The organism is Trinickia sp. LjRoot230, assembly GCF_964253315.1.
GTDB lineage: Bacteria > Pseudomonadota > Gammaproteobacteria > Burkholderiales > Burkholderiaceae > Trinickia.
The window spans coordinates 2,885,806-2,904,041 of sequence record NZ_CAXUQX020000001.1; the positions used below are offsets into that span (position 1 = coordinate 2,885,806).

At 63.9% G+C, this 18,236-nt stretch carries 15 protein-coding genes and 1 pseudogene; 5 read left to right on the plus strand and 11 right to left on the minus strand.

What is annotated here, in order from left to right; all coding sequences use genetic code 11:
- The first annotated feature begins 194 nt into the window (after positions 1-194).
- The gene (locus tag ACSQ20_RS13085; RefSeq protein WP_436020573.1) at positions 195-2,042 is read left to right on the plus strand and encodes a putative bifunctional diguanylate cyclase/phosphodiesterase; all 1,848 of its coding nucleotides are present in this window, start codon (positions 195-197) and stop codon (positions 2,040-2,042) included.
- A gap of 78 nt (positions 2,043-2,120) precedes the next feature.
- Positions 2,121-3,575: an HDOD domain-containing protein gene (locus ACSQ20_RS13090; RefSeq protein WP_436020575.1), complete on the plus strand. Its 1,455-nt coding sequence runs from the start codon at positions 2,121-2,123 to the stop codon at positions 3,573-3,575.
- Between the two features lie 48 nt (positions 3,576-3,623).
- Here the strand turns inward: ACSQ20_RS13090 and ACSQ20_RS13095 are convergent, their stop codons facing one another.
- The 5 genes and pseudogenes from ACSQ20_RS13095 to ACSQ20_RS13115 all read right to left on the minus strand — a co-directional run bounded on the left by ACSQ20_RS13095 (position 3,624) and on the right by ACSQ20_RS13115 (position 9,012).
- Positions 3,624-4,943 (minus strand): EAL and HDOD domain-containing protein, encoded by a 1,320-nt coding sequence (locus ACSQ20_RS13095; RefSeq protein WP_436020577.1) that lies wholly within the window; start codon positions 4,941-4,943, stop codon positions 3,624-3,626.
- A gap of 137 nt (positions 4,944-5,080) precedes the next feature.
- Positions 5,081-5,512 (minus strand): annotated as a pseudogene (locus ACSQ20_RS13100) (transporter substrate-binding domain-containing protein); the annotation flags it as partial.
- A gap of 117 nt (positions 5,513-5,629) precedes the next feature.
- A complete protein-coding gene (locus tag ACSQ20_RS13105) occupies positions 5,630-7,165 on the minus strand; it encodes an IS1182 family transposase (RefSeq protein WP_436020579.1) in 1,536 nt (511 codons plus the stop codon).
- A gap of 259 nt (positions 7,166-7,424) precedes the next feature.
- Entirely contained in the window at positions 7,425-8,321 is an 897-nt protein-coding gene (locus ACSQ20_RS13110) for an autoinducer binding domain-containing protein (RefSeq protein WP_436020581.1), read from the minus strand.
- Positions 8,322-8,376: 55 nt separating this feature from the next.
- On the minus strand, positions 8,377-9,012 hold the full coding sequence (locus tag ACSQ20_RS13115; RefSeq protein ID WP_436020583.1) for an FMN-dependent NADH-azoreductase: 636 nt from the start codon (positions 9,010-9,012) through the stop codon (positions 8,377-8,379).
- 131 nt (positions 9,013-9,143) lie between these two features.
- Between ACSQ20_RS13115 and ACSQ20_RS13120 the strand changes: the two genes are divergently transcribed.
- Positions 9,144-9,986 carry a LysR family transcriptional regulator gene (locus ACSQ20_RS13120; protein WP_436020585.1) on the plus strand — a complete coding sequence of 281 codons (843 nt, stop codon included), beginning with the start codon at positions 9,144-9,146 and terminating at the stop codon, positions 9,984-9,986.
- Positions 9,987-10,026: 40 nt separating this feature from the next.
- Here the strand turns inward: ACSQ20_RS13120 and ACSQ20_RS13125 are convergent, their stop codons facing one another.
- Positions 10,027-10,281 (minus strand): hypothetical protein, encoded by a 255-nt coding sequence (locus tag ACSQ20_RS13125; protein ID WP_436020587.1) that lies wholly within the window; start codon positions 10,279-10,281, stop codon positions 10,027-10,029.
- Between the two features lie 269 nt (positions 10,282-10,550).
- On the opposite strand from ACSQ20_RS13125, the gene ACSQ20_RS13130 reads away from it, so the two are divergent.
- Positions 10,551-11,264 (plus strand): hypothetical protein, encoded by a 714-nt coding sequence (locus ACSQ20_RS13130; RefSeq protein ID WP_436020589.1) that lies wholly within the window; start codon positions 10,551-10,553, stop codon positions 11,262-11,264.
- 150 nt (positions 11,265-11,414) lie between these two features.
- Positions 11,415-12,032, plus strand: coding sequence for a glutathione transferase GstA (gene gstA / locus ACSQ20_RS13135; protein ID WP_436020591.1), 618 nt, complete (start codon positions 11,415-11,417; stop codon positions 12,030-12,032).
- Between the two features lie 17 nt (positions 12,033-12,049).
- On the opposite strand, the gene astE is transcribed toward gstA, so the two are convergent.
- From astE to aruF, 5 genes are read right to left on the minus strand one after another with little or no spacing between them, the layout of a single operon-like run.
- Entirely contained in the window at positions 12,050-13,132 is a 1,083-nt protein-coding gene (gene astE, locus ACSQ20_RS13140; RefSeq protein ID WP_436020593.1) for a succinylglutamate desuccinylase, read from the minus strand.
- Complete coding sequence (astB, locus tag ACSQ20_RS13145) at positions 13,116-14,456, minus strand: N-succinylarginine dihydrolase (RefSeq protein WP_436023082.1); 1,341 nt, start codon at positions 14,454-14,456, stop codon at positions 13,116-13,118. The genes astE and astB overlap by 17 nt, the downstream gene beginning before the upstream one ends.
- 51 nt (positions 14,457-14,507) lie before the next feature.
- A complete protein-coding gene (gene astD, locus ACSQ20_RS13150) occupies positions 14,508-15,989 on the minus strand; it encodes a succinylglutamate-semialdehyde dehydrogenase (protein WP_436020595.1) in 1,482 nt (493 codons plus the stop codon).
- A 12-nt stretch (positions 15,990-16,001) separates the two neighbouring features.
- Entirely contained in the window at positions 16,002-17,042 is a 1,041-nt protein-coding gene (gene astA, locus ACSQ20_RS13155; protein WP_436020597.1) for an arginine N-succinyltransferase, read from the minus strand.
- Entirely contained in the window at positions 17,039-18,220 is a 1,182-nt protein-coding gene (gene aruF / locus ACSQ20_RS13160) for an arginine/ornithine succinyltransferase subunit alpha (RefSeq protein ID WP_436023084.1), read from the minus strand. The genes astA and aruF overlap by 4 nt, the downstream gene beginning before the upstream one ends.
- Positions 18,221-18,236 lie beyond the last annotated feature (16 nt).

An 18,236-nucleotide genomic window follows, 5' to 3' on the forward strand; every position in this document is an offset into this window, starting at 1 on the left:
TCTCTCAAAAACGACGCAAATTGACTTGGATCCCCTCGTTCGATGATAAATCGCTCAAAATCCGCTAAAGAAATCGGTTCCGATGCCGATAATCAGCCTGATGGGAGGTATAGCATGCGGACGCAAACTGCATGCCGTGTCCTTTATCGGGTGCCGTTCGCGGCTGCCCGGCACCCGGTCGTCAACGAGAAACAATGGAAGCAAAATCATTCAGCGCACCGCGTCGGCGCACCTGGCATGCCGCGATCGACTGGCTCTGGCGCCGCACCGGCGATGCGAACGGCAGCGTAACCGACACGCCCACCGGCAACGACAGCGACCGCCATGCGCTAACCGCGCAGCTCGAGCGGCTCGTAGGCACGGTCGACTTTCTGGCTCACGTCGACGCCAATCTGCGCTTTCTCTACGTCTCGGATGCCAGCCTGCAGTTCGTCGGCTGCCGGCGCGAATATCTGCAAGCGATCAGCTTGCACGAACTCGTCACGGCGCACGAAACGGCCGCGCTCGATACGCTGATCGCTCGCGCAGCGGCGAGCGGGGGCGTCGAATGCGCCACGCTGCATTTGATGAAGTCGCTCACCTACCCGATTCCGGTCGAAATGCGCGCCGTGCCGAGCACCCACGAAGGCACAGCGGGCTTCGCGATCTCGGCGTTCGACATCACCGGTTGGCGCGAAACCGAAAAGCAGCTTGCGTACGCGCTGCACAACGACCACCTGACGGGGCTCGCCAACGCTGCCGCACTCGTCGCGGCCCTGCGGCACACGCAAGAAGGCGTCGATGCCGACGGCACGGGCGCCGCCCTGCTGCTGATCGACCTCGACGACTACCAACGCGTGAACCGCGCACTCGGCTACGATGCAGGCGACGCCCTCTTGCGCGAAACGGCGCAGCGCCTGTCGAGCCTGGTCTCGCCCGACGAGACGCTCGCGCGTGTGACGAGCGACGAATTCGCCGTGCTGGTGCGCGCCCGCACGCGCGACCAGGCAGCGGCGGCGGCCGAAGCGCTCGCACGGCGCTGCATGACGGCCGTGCACCAGCCCTACGCGTTCGACGGGCAGCCAGTGCACCTGTCAGCAAGCGTTGGCATTGCCCTCTATCCGGACCCGGGCGAGGACGGTGCGCGGCCCGGCCATCACGAACAATTCCTGCGGCGTGCCGATCACGCACTTGTCCAGGCGAAGGCATCGGGCAGCAATACGATTGCTTTTCATACGCCGAACGCCGACCCGTCCGACGCCGAGCGCCTGAAACTCGAGGCGGACTTGTACGATGGCGTGCGCAACGGCGAGTTCGCGCTGCACTTTCAGCCCATCACGAGCAGCCACACGGGCGGCGTCGTCGGCGTCGAGGCGCTGATCCGCTGGCATCACCCGGTACACGGGCTCGTGCCGCCATCGACGTTCGTTCCGCTTGCCGAATCGATCGGGCTCATCAATTACCTCGGCAACTGGGTGTTGAAGATCGCGTGCATGCAATTGATGCAATGGGACGCGCAGGGTATCGGGCTGCAATACGTGGCCGTCAACGTCTCGCCGCAGCAATTCCGCGACCCGCGCTTCACCCGAAATGTGCGCGACGCGCTGACGCTGACCGGGCTCGACGCGCGCCGGCTCGTGCTCGAAATCACCGAAAGCCTGCTGATGCAGGACCCGCTGCATGCCAAAGCGCTGCTCGAGGAATTGACCTCGCTCGGTATCCGCTTCGCAATAGACGATTTCGGCACAGGCTATTCGAGTCTTGCGTACTTGCAACGGTTTCCGCTTGCCAAGCTCAAGATCGACCGCAGTTTCGTCGAGAACCTGCTAACCTCTCGCAACGATCAGGCGATCGTATCGGCCGTGGTCGGGCTGGCGCAAACGCTCGACCTCGAACTCGTTGCCGAAGGCGTCGAAACCGAAGCGCAACGGCAACTGCTGACGAAAATGGGCTGCAACCATATCCAAGGCTGGCTGATTTGCAAGGCACTCCCTTGCGAAGAGCTTGCGCAGCGCTTCGCGGCCCGCACTCTTCGCTTACACGAAATAGAACCGGTTGCCTGAATGTGAGCGCGCGAGCGCTGGCTGCAAAACGACGCCCCACAATATTGTTGACATGCATATGGTTTTGACGAGATTCACATGGTAAAGGGCGCGCTGCTCGACAAGCTTTGGACGCAAATGAGCGAGCGCGGCGACTTTCCGATGCTCTCGCAATCGCTGCGAACCACCGTGGCAGCGATGAAAAACGACGATCTCGATTTCACGGCGCTCGTGCAGATCGTGCTGTCGGACTTCGCGCTGACGCAAAAAGTGCTGCGGCTCGCGAACTCGGCGATGTACATGGCGTTCGGCGGCAATATCACCACGGTCACGCGGGCGCTGATGGTGCTCGGCATGGACGCCGTCGGCCATCTCGTCGTCGGCCTCAAGCTCGTCGATCACTTCCACCAGAGCGCACCGCATCGAATCGACGCCAAGCTCGAATTGAGCCGTACGCTGTTGTCGGGCTCGGTCGCGCGCAAGCTGACCGCGCACGCTGACTTCGGCGCGGGCGAAGAAGCTGTCGTCTGTACGCTGATGCGACAAGTGGGCAAGCTGCTGGTCGTCTGTTACCTTGAGGCCGAATGGCAAGCCATTTGCGCGCAAATCGAGCGGGACGGCGTGGACGAGGCAACGGCCAGCATCAAGGTGCTCGGCGTGAACTTCGAGGAAATCGGCCTCGAGGCCGCCGCGCGTTGGCGCTTGCCCGAGACGATTCGCGCCGGCATGGCCACTTATGCGCCCGAGGCCAGCGAGCCCCAGCACGTGCAATGGCTGCGGGCCGTCACTAACTTCTCGACCGAAGTGGCGGACGTGCTCAGTGCCCCGGGCACGCCCGGGCCGGCCACCGATGCCAAGCTCGCCGAACTTGCCCAGCACTACTGCCACGCGCTCGCCACTGACGCCGACGCACTGGTAGAGATGAGCACCACGCTTGCCCGCGAGGAAGCCGGCGAAGGCGTGATGCGCGAGATCGTCGAGTTGCGCGCAAGCGCCGATGCAATGGCACGCTCGAGCGTGTCGGCCGAGACGCGAATCGCGGCCGGGCTGGAAGATCTTCGCGCGCTGCCGTCGGAAAGCGCGTTGGCCCCTGTGCTCGCGCTGGCCTCGGAGACCGTGCTCGCCGGGCTCGGCTTCGCCCATACGGCCGTGTTCGTGCGTCAGACGTCAGGCGTTTTCAAGGCGCGGCTGGGTTTCGGGCGCGACATCGAGCGCATCTTGCCGACGCTGCGCTTTGACGAGGCATTCGAGCCCGATGTTTTTCATCTGGCCATCGCCAATTCGGTCGGCATCTTTATCGAGAACGCACGCGACGCAAAAATGATCGCGCGCCTACCGGCATGGTTTCGCGATGCCTTCGCCGATGCGCGTTCGTTCGTGTTGCTGCCGGTGCTCACCGACCGATCGACGGTCGCGCTGCTTTATGGCGATTGGTCGGATGAGCAAGCGCCGCGCAAGATCTCGCAGGCCGAGATGAGCGCACTGAACGAGCTGGCGCGAGAGCTCGGCCGCTTCTTCGCCAACGCGCCGTCCCGGGAAGTCGAAACGCTCTGAGCGGATGGGCGGTGGAAGCGGCGGGGCATTAGCTTCGCACCCTCACCCCTATTCCTCGATGCGCGCGAGGCCGGCGTTGTCGTCTTGTTCGTCCGCCGAACTCGCCCAGGCCGCCGCCGTGATGGCTAACTCGGCCAGTTCGGCCGGCGCGAGCGGCGCCAGCGTCGCACTCGTTCGATCCAGTGCGGCCCAATCGCCGCGCTCCAGCGCCTCGATCACATCGAGCAGTGTCCCCAGCTCGCCCTCTCGACGCAAGATCGCCGCGCGAATATGGCTGGCCAGCGTCAACGCGTCGAGCGTCGCTTCCAGCGTGTCACCGAACACGGCATCGACGAGCGAAAAAACGCCAGTCAGGAACGCCGCATCGACAATCTTCCGATTGGCATGCGGCAGACGCGTCGCCGCCATCTCCATGAAGCGCGCACGCGTAGCGACAAGCTGCACGAGCGGGTCGTCCTCGAGACGGACCTTGCGAGCGTCGGCGTAAAGCAGCAACTGCGTCCAACGTGCGATGCGATTCGTGCCCGTCGCGTTGATCGCGTCGCGCAACGTTGCTACCTTGCGGCCAATACTCGCCTCGCCGGAATTGGCGAGCCGCATCAGATGCATGACGAGCACCGGGTTCAGCTTCAGTTCGCCTTCGAGCTGCGCCACGCTCGGGTCGGACGCGAGCAGACGCAGCAGGTTCAACAGTGCTTGACGGGGCGCACTGGCGCGACGCGTCGTCTCTTGCTGGCCGCGCGCAAAGAAATAGCCCTGGAATACATCGAAGCGCGCCGCCTTTGCTCGTTCGAACATCTGGTGCGAATCGACGCCGAGCGCGATCAAGATCTTGCCGGCCGACTTGAGCGCGTCGGCAAGCTTGACGAGCACCTCGGGTGCCACGCGGCCGACCTCAATTTTTACCGCATAGGCGTAAGGCAGCAGCTTGGCAAACGTGGCATCGGGCACGCTTACATGATCAAGCACGAAACGATAACGTTTCGCGTGCAGCGCGACGAGGCGTGCGATCAGGTCGAGATCGACGATGATGTCGGGCGGCAACTCGAAGAAAAAACGTTCGGGCGAGATGCGCGCGAGATCATCGGCAAACAGCAACGCGCGCTCGACGTTCAAATAACCTCGGTGACCGCCCAGCGCCGCATGCATGCCGCTCGTGCCGAGCATGGCCAACATCCGGTGCAACGCCGCGTCCGCTTGCTGTCGAACGGCGGCCGCGTCCGGCGCTTGCGCGTCATCGGCATCCGGGTCGGGCGCCGGGGGTTCGGGAGCCTCGCGCACCACCAGTTCGAAGCCGCATAGGAGGCCGTCGGCATCGACGAGCGGCTGTCGTGCGAATTGCATCATGTCCGCCGTTTCGTGGGTCATGCCCGTGCGCCCCTGTTCTTTTTGTCTGCTGTTTGTTGCCTTTTCCAGCGCTTCGCTTCGAAAGCACCGGCCCCTGGCAAAACTGCGCGAATTATACGATGGGGTCGAAACGGGCGATAGGCCGGCAGCCGATAGCACTATTTCAGCACGACATCGACGTCGAAATACTTCGCGGCGATCCGATCGATCGTGCCATCGGCCTTCAGTGCGTCGAGCGCCGCGTCCAGCGCACTTTTCAACGCCTTGTCGCCTTTGCGTACGCCATAGCCGACACCCGAGCCGAGCAGTTTCTCGTCAGCGACCGCCGGCCCGGCGAACGCGAAACCCGCCCCTTGCGCGCGTTTCAAAAAGCCCTTCGATGCCGCCTCCGAATCCTGGAACGCAGCGTCGAGTCGGCCCGCCGCCAAGTCGGCATAGACCTGATCTTGCGTCTGGTAGGAGACGACATCGACACCTGCGGCCGTCCATTTCGCCTTCGCATAGGCCTCTTGGATCGTGCCTTGCAGCACACCGACATGCTTGCCGTTGAGCTAGGCGGCCGTCGGCAGCAAGCCGCTGCCCTTTTTCGCATTGACATCCACCCCGCCCTAAAGAGGCTGTCGCAAAACGTTTCTGCAGCGCGTCCAATTGAAGCCCTGGCGTGGATGTGATTGCTTTGGCGCGAACCAACAAATCGAGGAATCTGTTCAAAAAACGGTGCGCAACCTCATGGAAGCCGCGTACAAGAGGGTAAGTAACGCCCTCGACAGGGCCACTGCTCTGGACAGGTTGTGCGCCAGGACATGCAAGGCGAATTCGCGTTTGACCGCCTGCAGCCCACGGCGCCGAAAACGGTTAAGCCCCTGCTGGGAACGCAAGCTGCCGAACACCGGTTCGACGATCGCCTTGCGATGGCTGAAAATGCGGCGCGCCTGAGGATGCTGCATCACGAGACGAAGCGCCTCACGCTGTTCATCCTCGGGGTAGCGTTTGATGCGTCGTCCTTGCGCCGCTTTCGTACAGTTCGCGCGCAGATGACAATCCCCACAGGTCGTGGCCCCATACACGCGATGCTCTCGTGTGCGCAGCGTTGCTGCGCTTCTGGCCAGCAGAATCAGGGTTTGACCGGCCGGGCAATGATAGGTGTCAGTTTGCGGGTGATAGTCAAAGGCGCTTTTATGAAACAGTCCTTCTTCCCGGGTCTTTGCAGGCCACTGTCCTTCCGGGCATAACAGGCTGACATCGCGCGCAAGCGTCGCTTCGATCACCTCATCGTCGAAGTATCCTGCATCGAGCAACACTTCTTCTGCGTGTGCCTCCGTCACTCGTGCGCTTTGATCCAGCATTGGCGCGATGACCTCTGTTTCACTCGACGCGTCCAGCGCGAGGGCCGTGATGATCCGATCTTCGTTGGCCAGAACCGACGGTTTGTACGATGCCGCAAACCCCCGTGCGCGCTTGAGGCGCTGTACCATTGCCTCCGGCTCGCTGCCGCTGATGCGCAAGGTTTCACTGCTCTTGCCATGGCTGTGGCGAGCGGCTTGACGCGCCTCGAAGATCGCCTGGCATTGCGTGCTGCGTTGCTGCTCCTGTTGCGCCGCCAGATCATCAGGCGTCCGCTCAACCGCCTTGATAGCAGCTTCTGCGCGCGCTTTGACGGCCTCTTCCTTGAGCAGATTGTAGTGCGAGCAAGCCGCTTCAATGACGGTGCCGTCACCGGCTAAACGCGTGCTGTTCGAACCACTGGCTTTCAATATCGTGCGCGTGAGCGATTCAAAAAAATCCTGGGTCAGCGAGTCCTCGTGCAATACGATGAAGCGGCCGATATTGGCATGATCCGGCGCAATGCCGCCTGTCACCCACATACACCCCAAATCGAGTCGCGCCAGCCGCTCCAGCTCACGTAGCGAATGAACACCCTGCATGACGCCATACAGGATCAGACCCATCATCAGGCGCGGCGCGTAAGGCGCGCGCCCGGTGGCAGCATAGCGCTGCTCGAAAGGTAGCCAGTCCTGCTGCGCGAGCAAATGCGCTATGACAAATGGTGCTTGTTGACCGGCCTGCTTCAGATAGTCCTCCAGGCGTGTCGTGCCCAGGACAATCTCGTGCGGGTTGCCTGTTACAAACCGGCGCCCCGTATCCGACGCCTTTGGCCTGGGTCTGGCATCTTGAGCCGGCACTCCACCAAACAGATCGTGTTGCTTACTGTCCGGTGACGGTACTTTGCGAGCCGTGCTCATCGCTCATCTCTTCATCAAGGGTTGCGTTACCGGATTTTATCGGCAATGGGCTTTCGCGACAGCCTCGGAAGGACGGGGTTTGCCGCGCTTCCGATCACCCTTTTCAAATGCCGCTCGTCGATCTAATGCATTGCACAAGAAGCGCATGCGGCACGGTGGGCCGCTTGCGAACACGATGGAAGAAGCAAGCCCGCGGGCGAAGATGCAATTCGATGTCGCCGCGCGGCAAATGCAGTCTGGATAACGGCGGTGGCGCCGGCTAAGCCGGCTCGTGCGCGGTGTCGCTGCGCCCCGGCAACCGGGCAAACACACCGGCCAGATACGCGAGCTGGGCACGATTGCGCACGCCGAGAGACCGCTCGATGCCTGCGAGTTGGTAGCAGACCCGGTCCGCCGATAGCGAAAGCTGCGCGCCGATCTCCCGATCGGACAGGCCTTGCGTCATCAAGTCGAGCATGCGCTTTTGCTGGTCGGTCAACGTGTGGGCGCCAATCACCGGCATCAGCGCGCCGAGGCGCAGCTCGAGCGCGGCGTGTAATGCTCCGGCAAGTGCATACGCGTGGCCGAGCGTCGCGTCCGAGATCCATGCGCGGCCGGCACGGGCACTCGAGAAAGTGACGACCGTGCGCTCGAGCGCACGATCAGCAGGAAAGCCGACGCTCACGCCCGAGCGCACGCCCGCGTCGGCTGCAAGCGCAGCCAGCCGCTCGGCGCCGGCAACCAAGTTGCCTTTGCTCGCACCACGGGTCAAATCGTCGGCTTCCCATGCAAACGCCCAGCCGAGCTCGCACGCGCTTGTAATCCGTATATCGCTGTCGAAACTCTCAGCGGCACAGTACGCTTGCGCCCACCCGAGCGGCGAGTATTCGGCATACCACACGGCGCGACTCACCCCGCCCCCCACGCGCATGATCCGGCAATAGCAAAGCCAATCAAACCCGGCTTCGGCCAGACACGCGCGGATCAGCGCGCGGCTCGCGGCGTCGCCCGCATGCACGACGAGAAAATCCGACAGCGTCGCCAGGCGCGTAGGCGACGGCGCGGCGCTATCGTGCGCGTCGTCGCAGCCGTCGGCCATGCCGAACTCGGCATCCGTGACGATGCGATAGACGAGTTGCCTGGTGTCGCGACCAACATGCGGCGAATAGGAGGACATAAGCTCTCTCGACGAATGAATCGGCTCGCGGCCACGCCGCACGCGCAAACGCATTTCATGGCCGGATGCGGGCCAACGCCTCGGCAGTGGCACACGCTTCGCGGCGCGCCGCCGCATCGACCTCGGACCCGAAGAGCGTCTTTTCGACGATGACCGTTTCGACATCGTCAATGCCGACAAAGCGTAGCCATGCTTCGATAAACGGCTTTTGGAAATCGAACCGTTCGGCGGGCGTGATCGATTGCGCGCTGTAATCGAGCCCGCGCGCATAGACGACCACGGCCCGCTTGCCGCGCAGCAGCCCGCCGAAGCCGGTGTCGTCGAACGAGAACAACACGTCCTTCTGCGACACGGCGTCGATGAAGTGCTTCAGCTTGTAGGGGATCGAGAAGTTCCAAAGCGGCACGGACAGCAGCAGCGTATCGGCTTCGTGCAGCGGCCTCGCCAGCGCGCGGATGGCGTCCCACGCTTCACGCTGAGCCTCGGTCAGCGGTGCGCCCGACAAGCCGGCGTACTTCGCGTCGAGCGCCGCACCGTCGAACTCGGGCAACGGCGTTTGCCATAGATCGAGCGTGTCGATCGACGCATTCGGGTGTGCCTGCCGATAGGTTTCGACGAAAGCCTGCGCCACTTCCAGCGAGGCCGAGCGCGTTTTGCGCGGGGAGGATTCGATATGTAAGAGTCTGGCCATCTAGTGGTCTCCAGGGAAGGCGGGCATGCGCCGATGCCGGTCATGGCGCGCAACACCATCTGACCACATTGCAAATCCAAATGAAAACAAAGTATTCTTTAGCAATTCAACACGAATCGCACTAAATTGCCATGTTCGATACTGTGCTGCTGCGCTCGTTCGTCACCGTGGCGCAAGAGGGCAGCTTTACGCGGGCCGCGGCGCGGCTGCATCTGACGCAATCGGCCATCAGCGCGCATTTGCGGCGACTCGAAGAGCAAGCCGCCAAGCCGCTTTTTCTGCGCACGACGCGCTCGGTTTCGCTCACGCCCGATGGCGAACTGCTGTTGGGCTATGCGCGCGCCATCCTCGCGCTAAACCGCGACGCGCGGGCGCGACTGCGTCATGCGTCGACAGACGGGATGCTGCGCATCGGCATGTCGGAAGATTTCGCGCACGCTCGCATCATGGAACGACTCCATGCATTCGGGCTGCGCAACCCCGGCGTCACGTTCGACCTCACCATCGGCGTGCCGGGCAACCTCTTACAGGCGATGGATCGAGGCGAACTCGATTTCGTGCTCGGCGGACGCTGTCACGACGACCGCCCGGGCCGGCCGCTCTGGCGCGAACCGCTCGTATGGGCCGCGGCGGAATGGATGACGATCGATGCGGCGCTGCCGTTGCCGATCGCCGTATTTCCCGAGCCCTGCCCTTACCGCGAAGCCGCGCTGGCCGCGCTGGCCCAGGCGGGCATCGAAAGCCGGATCGCGGTGGTCTGCTCGAGCAGCGGTGGCGTGCTCGCAGCGGTGCGCGCCGGGCTCGCCGTCACACCGATGCTGGAAAGCCGGCTCGAAGGCGGTCTGCGCCCAGTCAAGCTGGAGACGGAGTTGCCCAGGTTACCGGATGTGGAATTCGCGTTGTTCGGTCACGCCTCCGTCAGCGCCCTCGTCGAGGAGTTGTGCGCCGAAGCCCGGCGCGATCTTGCTGCGTGAGACGAGTCTGAAAGTTCGAAGGCGGCGCCTTCACGCGCGCTCAGCGCGCGGCGGCGAACGCCCAGTGCATTGCCGGACGGGCGTCGGTCGGGGGGAAGACGCGCCAGCAGCCGTCGTCGTGGCGGAACAGGAAGATCGAGAGCGGGCCGCGTGCAACGCGCGTTTCGACGCAGACGTAGCGGCGTCCTGTCACGGGCACGCGGCCGATGCGGGTGACGCGTGCCGGCGCATCTTTGGTCGGGGCGAGCCACTTGTCCACCAGCGCGTGCAGGGAAATCTTCTCGGTGTTCATCATGGCTTCCAGTTCCTTCGACTGTCTGTCGCTGGCGCCAGCTGTTATCGGTGACCGACGCCCTTGACAACAGTATCGGCAATAAGGCTGCCGATCGAAATCAGCGCGCGCCGAGATTCGCGTCAAGCGCCACCGGCGCTTGTCAGTAACGGATGACAACGCATACGGGCGAAGGACGGCGAACGTATTGACTTAGCGCATACGGGAGGCCGCTCGCAGGCCTATGCTGGCACTAATGAGGCCTAGCCACGCGGCGAGTTGGGAGGTGTGCCATGTCGGTTTCAATCAAACGAATCGCGGCGCTTGCCGGGGCCGGAGCACTGGTCGCCGGCTGCTTCACTGCAGTGTCGGCGCAGCCACACAGTCCGGAGCATGGGGCAGCCGTGGCGCCCGGCGCCGAGCCCGCGCTTCGGCAAGGGCAAGGCAGCCCGGGGCCGCACGGGCCGGCGATGGCGCCCGGCGCCGGGCCAGTGACGCAGCAGGGCGGCCCAGCGCCACGTGCGCCGGCCACCGCTATCGCACCGAGTGGACAACTGCCGCGCGCGGGCGGCCCTCAAATGGGCGCCGCGCCGCACCCTCCCGGTCAGCCGCACGCGCCCGGTGCGGCGCCGCCGGCAACGCGCGCGCAAGGTCCCGCACCGGCTGCGCCTGGCGCGCAACCGCAGACACCGGTCGAGCGCCGCGCAGCGCCGCTGTGGCACGGCGACATCGGACGCTTTCGGGACCACGATATCCGCATCTGGCAAACAGGCCACTGGCGACACGGCCATCACGATGGCCGCATGGGCTGGTGGTGGGTGATCGGTGGGCTCTGGTACTTCTATCCCGCCCCCGTCTATCCGTACCCCGACCCATTTGCACCGCCGCTTGCAGAACCCGCCCCGGCTGGCACTGACTATTGGTACTACTGCCCTTCTTATCAGCAGTACTACCCTTATGTCGCGACGTGCCCCGGCGGCTGGCAGGCGGTCCCTGCGCAGCCTTAGGCGATGGGACATGTTATGCAAAGCTCGAGCGCATGACGCCTTGCGCATCAACGATACGTATGCCGCATCCCCACTTTCGCAACGCGCTCAGAACGCGCGCGGCGGCAGTGCTATCGTTGCGAAGCTCGATCTATTTGGAGAAAGAATCGCATGAAGTTCTACTACGCGCCGGGCGCCTGCTCGATGGCCGTGCATATCGCGCTCATCGAGGCGGGAGTCGATTTCGAAGCGATCAAAGTCGACCTCAAGACGCACACGCTGACCAATGGGGACGACTTTCAGCGTATCTCGCCGCGCGGCTACGTCCCGCTCATCGAACTCGATGACGGCTCGCGTCACACCGAGGTCGCCGCGCTGCTGCAGTACGTCGGCGATCTCGCCCCCAACGGCAGGCTCATTGCGCCGGCGGGCACGCTCGAACGCTTGCGCGTCGTCGAATGGCTCGCGTTCGTGGGCACCGAGCTGCATAAGACGTTCAGCCCGTGGCTCTTTCACGACGACATTCACGAATCAGCGCGCCAGCTTGCGCGCGAACGCCTCGCCAAGCGGTTCGCGGAACTCGACGACACGCTCGCTTCACGTGACTATCTGAGTGGCGGCCTGTTCACGGTGGCGGACGCGTATTGCTACACGGTCGTCAACTGGAGCCGCCCGTTGAAGATCGACCTCGCGGCATACCCTCAGCTCAAGGCTTATATGACGCGGATCTCGAAGCGGCCCAAGGTGCGCGAAACGCTGATCGCGGAAGGGCTCGTCAAAACACTTTAGCCGAACCAGCCGAGCCGTCAGGCACCCAGCGCGGCGAGCGTCTCGCTCGTTGTCTCGATGACCAAAAGGGCCGCACGCAAGCCCGGCTTTACCGCCGGGTTCGGAAAGACGATGCGCTCTTCGTCGCGCTCAACCACGTAGCGATAGGTGCCGTCGCGCGCCAGCATCGTGCCCTTCGCAAACGGCGTGAAGTTCGGTACATCGGCCCCCATGGCCAATAGTTCGAATGCGTCGCTGTGTTTGGTGATTTGATCGACGACCGTAAACACGCGTGGCATCGCGGCGCCGTCGCGCGGCGGCAATGCGCCGGCAACCAGCGCGCGCGCGGCGTTGTCCGCGGCGGTGAACCGCGATAAATCGTTATCGCCAAAGGGCCGCACTTTGCCCAGTTCGAGCGTGCAAGCCAAAGCGCCGAACGTTTCGGCCGTGAATTGCGTGTAAGTCGTGCCCTTCGCGGTATGCAGCAATACGGCGGCGATATGCGCGAAGGCCAGCCAGTCGAACATTGCGCGCGATGGCCCCGCTGCCGTATGCGGCAACAACGCGAACTGTTCGAAGACCGATGATCGAATGGCCGTGTGCATATCGACGTGCCAGCGGGCCGCCGCGCCAAGCGTCGCGGCCTGCGCAAAAAATTGCGCCGTGAGCGCTTCGAGCCGCTCGGCGCGGGCTTTTTCGCGCCCACCGGCTAGTTGTGCATGTCTGCCGCAAAAGAGCCGGTTCAAATCGTCATCCACATAGCGCTGCGCGGCGCGCATCGCCGCAGGATTCCCGAGCACGACGAGCACGCGGCACGCTAGCCGCAGCGTCCCTTGCGCGATGTCAGCCACCAACCGCGAAAGCAGCTCGATTGGGGCTGTCTCGTCACCGTGCACGCCGGCCGAAAGCAGCACGCTCGCCACCGAAGCCGAAGCCTCAGTTGGCGCTTCGCCCGCTGCGGCTGGCTCCAATTGCAACACCCCAAGCTCGAGCCACGTATAGCACACGCCGTTCGCAAGCTCGCCGCGCGCCTGCGCCACGGCAGGCGGGTCGCCCGCCAGCGTGAACGCCAGGAAATCGGCCAGCATCGGCGGCAAGTACCGCTCAGCGTTGGAAGTCATAGAGCGAACCAAGGCCGAGAATCTGTGTGAGTTCGTCGAGCGCTGCGTGCGACTGAGCTAGCAACGCCGGATCGGCCAGATCAGCCGGCGTGAGACGGTCGCGATAGTGCTTGCCGATCCATGCATCGAGCCGCTTAAAAAGCGCATCGTCGATCCACACACCGCGCGCAACGGCCGCTTGTTCGGCTTCGTTGAGCACGACACGCAAGCGCAAGCACGCCGGCCCGCCACCGTTCTTCATGCTTTCGCGCAAATCGAATACGAGCATTTCCTCGATCGGCCCGCCCGCACTCACCAGATCGTCGAGATACGCCGCCACGCTCGGATTCTCGCGACACTCGCGCGGCACCACGAGCACGTCGTGCCCATCGGGCTTCGTCAGCAGTTGGCTGTTGAACAGATAGGACGAGACGGCATCGCCGACGCTCACGCGCGCATCCGGCACTTCGATCACGTTCAACCCCGCGCCGAGCACCGATAGTTGTGCCTTCAACCGGTCATAAACGGCCGACTGATCGACAAACGCACGCTCGTGACAAAAAAGCGTCTCGCGGTTACCGACCGCAATCACATCGTTGTGGAACACGCCGGCGTCGATGACCTCGGGGTTCTGCTGCGCGTAGACCGTCGCCTCGTCGGCTAAGCCGTGACGCTGGGCCACGGCGCGGCTCGCCTCGAACGTCTGCCGCGCCGGGTAGCGCACGGGCTCCTGCCCGCGTCGATATTCGCTGCGCCCATAGACGAAAAACTCCACGCCGCGGCGCGCGTAGTCATTGCAAAACCGCGTATGGTTTGCGGCGCCTTCGTCGCCGAGCGCCGGCGTACCGGGCAACGCCTCATGCACGACGAAGCGCCGCTCGTCGGCAAAGATCGCGCTGAGCGTGCGGCGCGTCGCCTCGTGTTCGATCGCGCGATGCAGCTTGCTCGTCAGATTGGCCGGCGTGAAATGCACGCGTGCATCGGCCGTATCGGCAGACGGGCTGACCGTCGCCGCATTGGCCGTCCACATCGCCGAAGCCGAACTCGCGGCGGCAAGCAGCTCCGGCGCCTCCTTGGCGGCACGCTCCATCACGCGCGCGTCCGAGCCCGTGAAGCCGAGTTCGCGCAACAGCCGCAACGACGGCCGTTCCTGCGGCGGCAGCACGGCCTGAAGAAAGCCGAGATCGGCGAGTTGCTTCATCTTGCGCAGCCCTTGCTTGGCGGCCGCGAGCGGATTGGCGATCGACTTTTCGTTCGTTTGCGACGCCACGTTGCCGAACGACAGCCCCGCGTAGTTATGCGTCGGACCCACGAGTCCGTCGAAATTGGCTTCCCGTGCTTGCATCGTCGATCCCTTCTTCATTCGGTCATACGTCTCGTTCAGTGTTTCAGTCGCTCAGCTTTTCCCGGGCGCCGGGAAATGCAGGCCCGGCGACACGCTTGCCGGCATCCGCAGTTGCGCGCTTTCAACGGAGGCCATCGGATACGCGCAGTAATCGGCCGCGTAATACGCGCTCGGCCGATGATTGCCCGAGCGTCCAGTGCCGCCGAAAGGCGCTGCCGACGACGCGCCGTTGGTCGGCCGGTTCCAGTTCACAATGCCGGCGCGAATGGTCCGGCTAAAGTGCGCCCAGGCCGCCTCGTCGTCGGCGAGCAGGCCAGCCGATAAACCATAGACGGTGTCGTTCGCGCGCTCGATCGCGTCGTTGAGACTCGTATAACGGATGATCTGCGCCAGCGGGCCGAAATGCTCCTCGTCGGGCAGATCGAGCACGTCGGTCACATCGAGTATCGCGGGGCTCACGAACCCGAGCGCGGGGTCGCGCTGCGTCATCGCGACGACCGGTTTCGCGCCGGCGGCCACGAGCCGCGTTTGGGCCGCGACGAGCCGTGCCGCCGCGCGCGCCGAGACGACGGCGCCCATGAACGGCTGCGGATCGGCGTCGTAAAGCCCGTAGACGATCTGCGACGTCACCTCGGCGAAACGCGCGATAAAGCGTTCGCCGAATGCGCCATGCGGCACGAAGATACGGCGCGCACAAGTGCAGCGCTGGCCCGCCGACAGATAGGCCGATTGAATCGTGTGGTGAACCGCCGCATCGAGATCGTCAACCTCGGCCACGACGAGCGGATTGTTGCCGCCCATTTCGAGCGCGAGGACGATCTCGGGCCGCCCGCCGAACTGTTGGTGCAGCAGCGTGCCGGTGTCGGAGCTGCCAGTGAAAAACAGCCCGTCGATTTGGCGATGATTCGCGAGCGCGATGCCCGTTTCCTTTTCGCCTTGCACGAGATTGAGTACGCCGGCCGGCAGCCCGGCCGCTTGCCAGATCTCGACCGTGGCCTGCGCCACCGCAGGTGCTAACTCCGAGGGTTTAAAGACGACAGTGTTGCCCGCGATCAACGCCGGCACGATATGGCCGTTCGGCAAATGCCCCGGAAAATTATAAGGCCCGAAGACGGCCACTACGCCATGCGGGCGATGCCGTAGCACCGCGACGCCGTCGGCCATCGGCATGCGCTTTTCGCCGGTACGTTCTTGATAGGCCGTAATCGAGATGTCGATCTTGGCAGCCATCGCAGCCACTTCCGTGCGCGCTTCCCAAAGCGGCTTGCCGGTCTCGCGGCCGATGGCGTCCGCTAGCGCCTCTTTGCGCTCGTTCAAGCATGCGGCGAAGCGGCGCATGATCTGGCAACGCTCATCGAACGGCAGCGCCGACCACGAAGCGAACGCGCGTCGCGCGCTGGCCACCGCCCGATCGACATCACCAGGCGAGGCACCCTTTCCCTGCCATACGACAGCCCCCGTGCCGGGGTTATGCGATGTGAAGCGAGACCCGCTTGCCGTGGCCCATTCGCCTTCGATAAAAAGTTCGGTCATATCGGTTGTCATTCAACTCGGATGGGTGCGAACGGCGGCGAGCACGCGCACCGGGTCGCCTTCGCTCACGAGCAACGCGGCTGCGTGATCGGGTGCCAAGTGCATCGCGCCATTAGCGACGAAGCCCTGCGGCATGCCCACGCGGAAATCGGCCAAATGCGTGTTCGCGACGAGCAGGCGCCGCGTGTCCTCGTCCGCCTGCGCCGCGGCGGCATCGACGACGACCGGCATCACCACGCTTTCGCGCACGGTGCGCAAGTCCTTGATATGGCACTCGAGCACCGGGCCAGCATCAAAGATATCGACATGGTTCTCATAGCGCAGCCCCTCGGCTTCGAGCATCTTGCGAGCCGGCGCCGTGTCGTGATGGGTCTTGCCGATGACAGCCTGCGCCTCTTCGGGCAGCAAATCGGCATAGACGGGATAGCGCGGCATCAGTTCGGCGAGAAACGACTTGCGGCCGTGCGAGCTCAAATAATCGGCCGCGTTGAAATCGATCTGATAAAAATGCGACCCGACCGCTCGCCAGAACGGCGAGGTGCCGTCGGCGTCGAAATGGCCACGCAATTCGGCACACAAACGCTCCGGGAAATGGTCGCGAAACTGCGCGATGAACATGAAGCGCGAGCGCGACAACAAGCCGCCCACGCCATGCGCGCGATAACGCGGCGAAAGAAACAGCGAACAGACCTCGGCGTAACCGGTCAGATCGTGTGCGATGTTCAGCAGCGACATCTTCGTCCACACGTCGAACTCCTGGCTCGCATGCACGACCGTGCTGACACGGTAGTTGTAAAACGGCTGCTCGAGGCCCACCTGCACCTCGATGCCGCATACACCGGCGATGTCGTTCGTCGCCGTGTCTTCCATCACGAAGAAATAGCCCGCCTCATGAGGCGCAGCGCGCCCATCGATCGTGCGCTTGGCCCGTTCGATGCGCGCAGTGAGTGCATCGACATCTGGCTTGAAGGTGGTCAGGCCCGGCCCCGTCTCTTGCGCGAGCGCAACGAGGGCATCGATGTCCTGCGTCTTGACGGCACGAACGACGATCATCGCGGAGCTCCCGAGTGATCGGCGCCGAACGTGTGCGCGCCGCTTTTGCTTGCATTTCGATTCGCATATGGGCTAACGCCCCCGCGTTTGGCTTCGTCGTCGAGCGCACCACCTGGCACAGCGGCCGGCGGACGATGTAGCGGCACGCAACGCACCAGGTCACCGGCAACGACGCCCAGCACCGCTCGCGTCGACGATGTCAATGGCGCCAGCTGTTCGCGCTCACGTTCGCGCTCACGGGGAAGCTCGGCCAGCGTACAACGAAACTCGCCGGCCCGATTGCTGGCGACGAGGTAGGTCGTCGTATCGTCGTCATGCGGCAGCGCTTCCGTCGACGTTTCATGCACCGTGCGTATCTCGTTATGCACGACACAGGCACTGCGGTCGATCTGCGCCGTCAGCACCGGGCCGGCATCGAAGATATCGACGAAACGGTCCGGCTCGAAGCCTTCTTCGAGATGGATGTCGTAAGCCAGCAGGCTTTTCGCGTTGGGCTCGCCGAGTACGCGCTGCGCGGCTTCCGGCAGCAGCGGAACGTAAAGCGGATAGCTCGGCATGACTTCGGCGATGAACGTGCGGCTGCGTCCGCCCGAGACCTTCTCGACTTCGGCGAAATCGCGCCCGAAAAATTTGCGTCCGACGGCCTCCCAGAACGGCGACGTGCCCACCTCGTCCGTCACGCCGAGCAGCAACGAAAACACCTCGGGTGTAAAGCGTGCGCGGTTCGCTGCGATGTACATCATCCGCGCACGCGACAGCATGTGTGCCGCGGCGTCGCCCGGCAGCGACGGGTCGATGTAGAAGCCGGCGAGCCGGGTCAGGCCCGTCAACTCGTGCGACATCGTCAGCGCGTGGATCTTGCGGTTCACATGCAGTTCGCGCGAGGCGTGGATCAGCGCGTCGTTGCGAAAGACGTAAAAAGGTTCGGCATAGCCTGCCGACGCGACGACGCTCGACGTGCCGAGCAGTGTGCCGCTTGAGCCGTCCTCCAGCACGAACAAATAGAACTCTTCGCCCGGGAAATCGACTTCGGCGCGAAACGAATCCTCCGACAGCGCGATGCGCGCCTCGAGCGCGTGCCGATCGTGCGGCAGCGAATGCAGCACCGGCTGCGCGCTGCGGGCCATTTGCTCGAGCGCATCGAGGTCCGACAGTCTGCCTGGGCGTACGAAGAGCATCATCGTTCCAGTATGG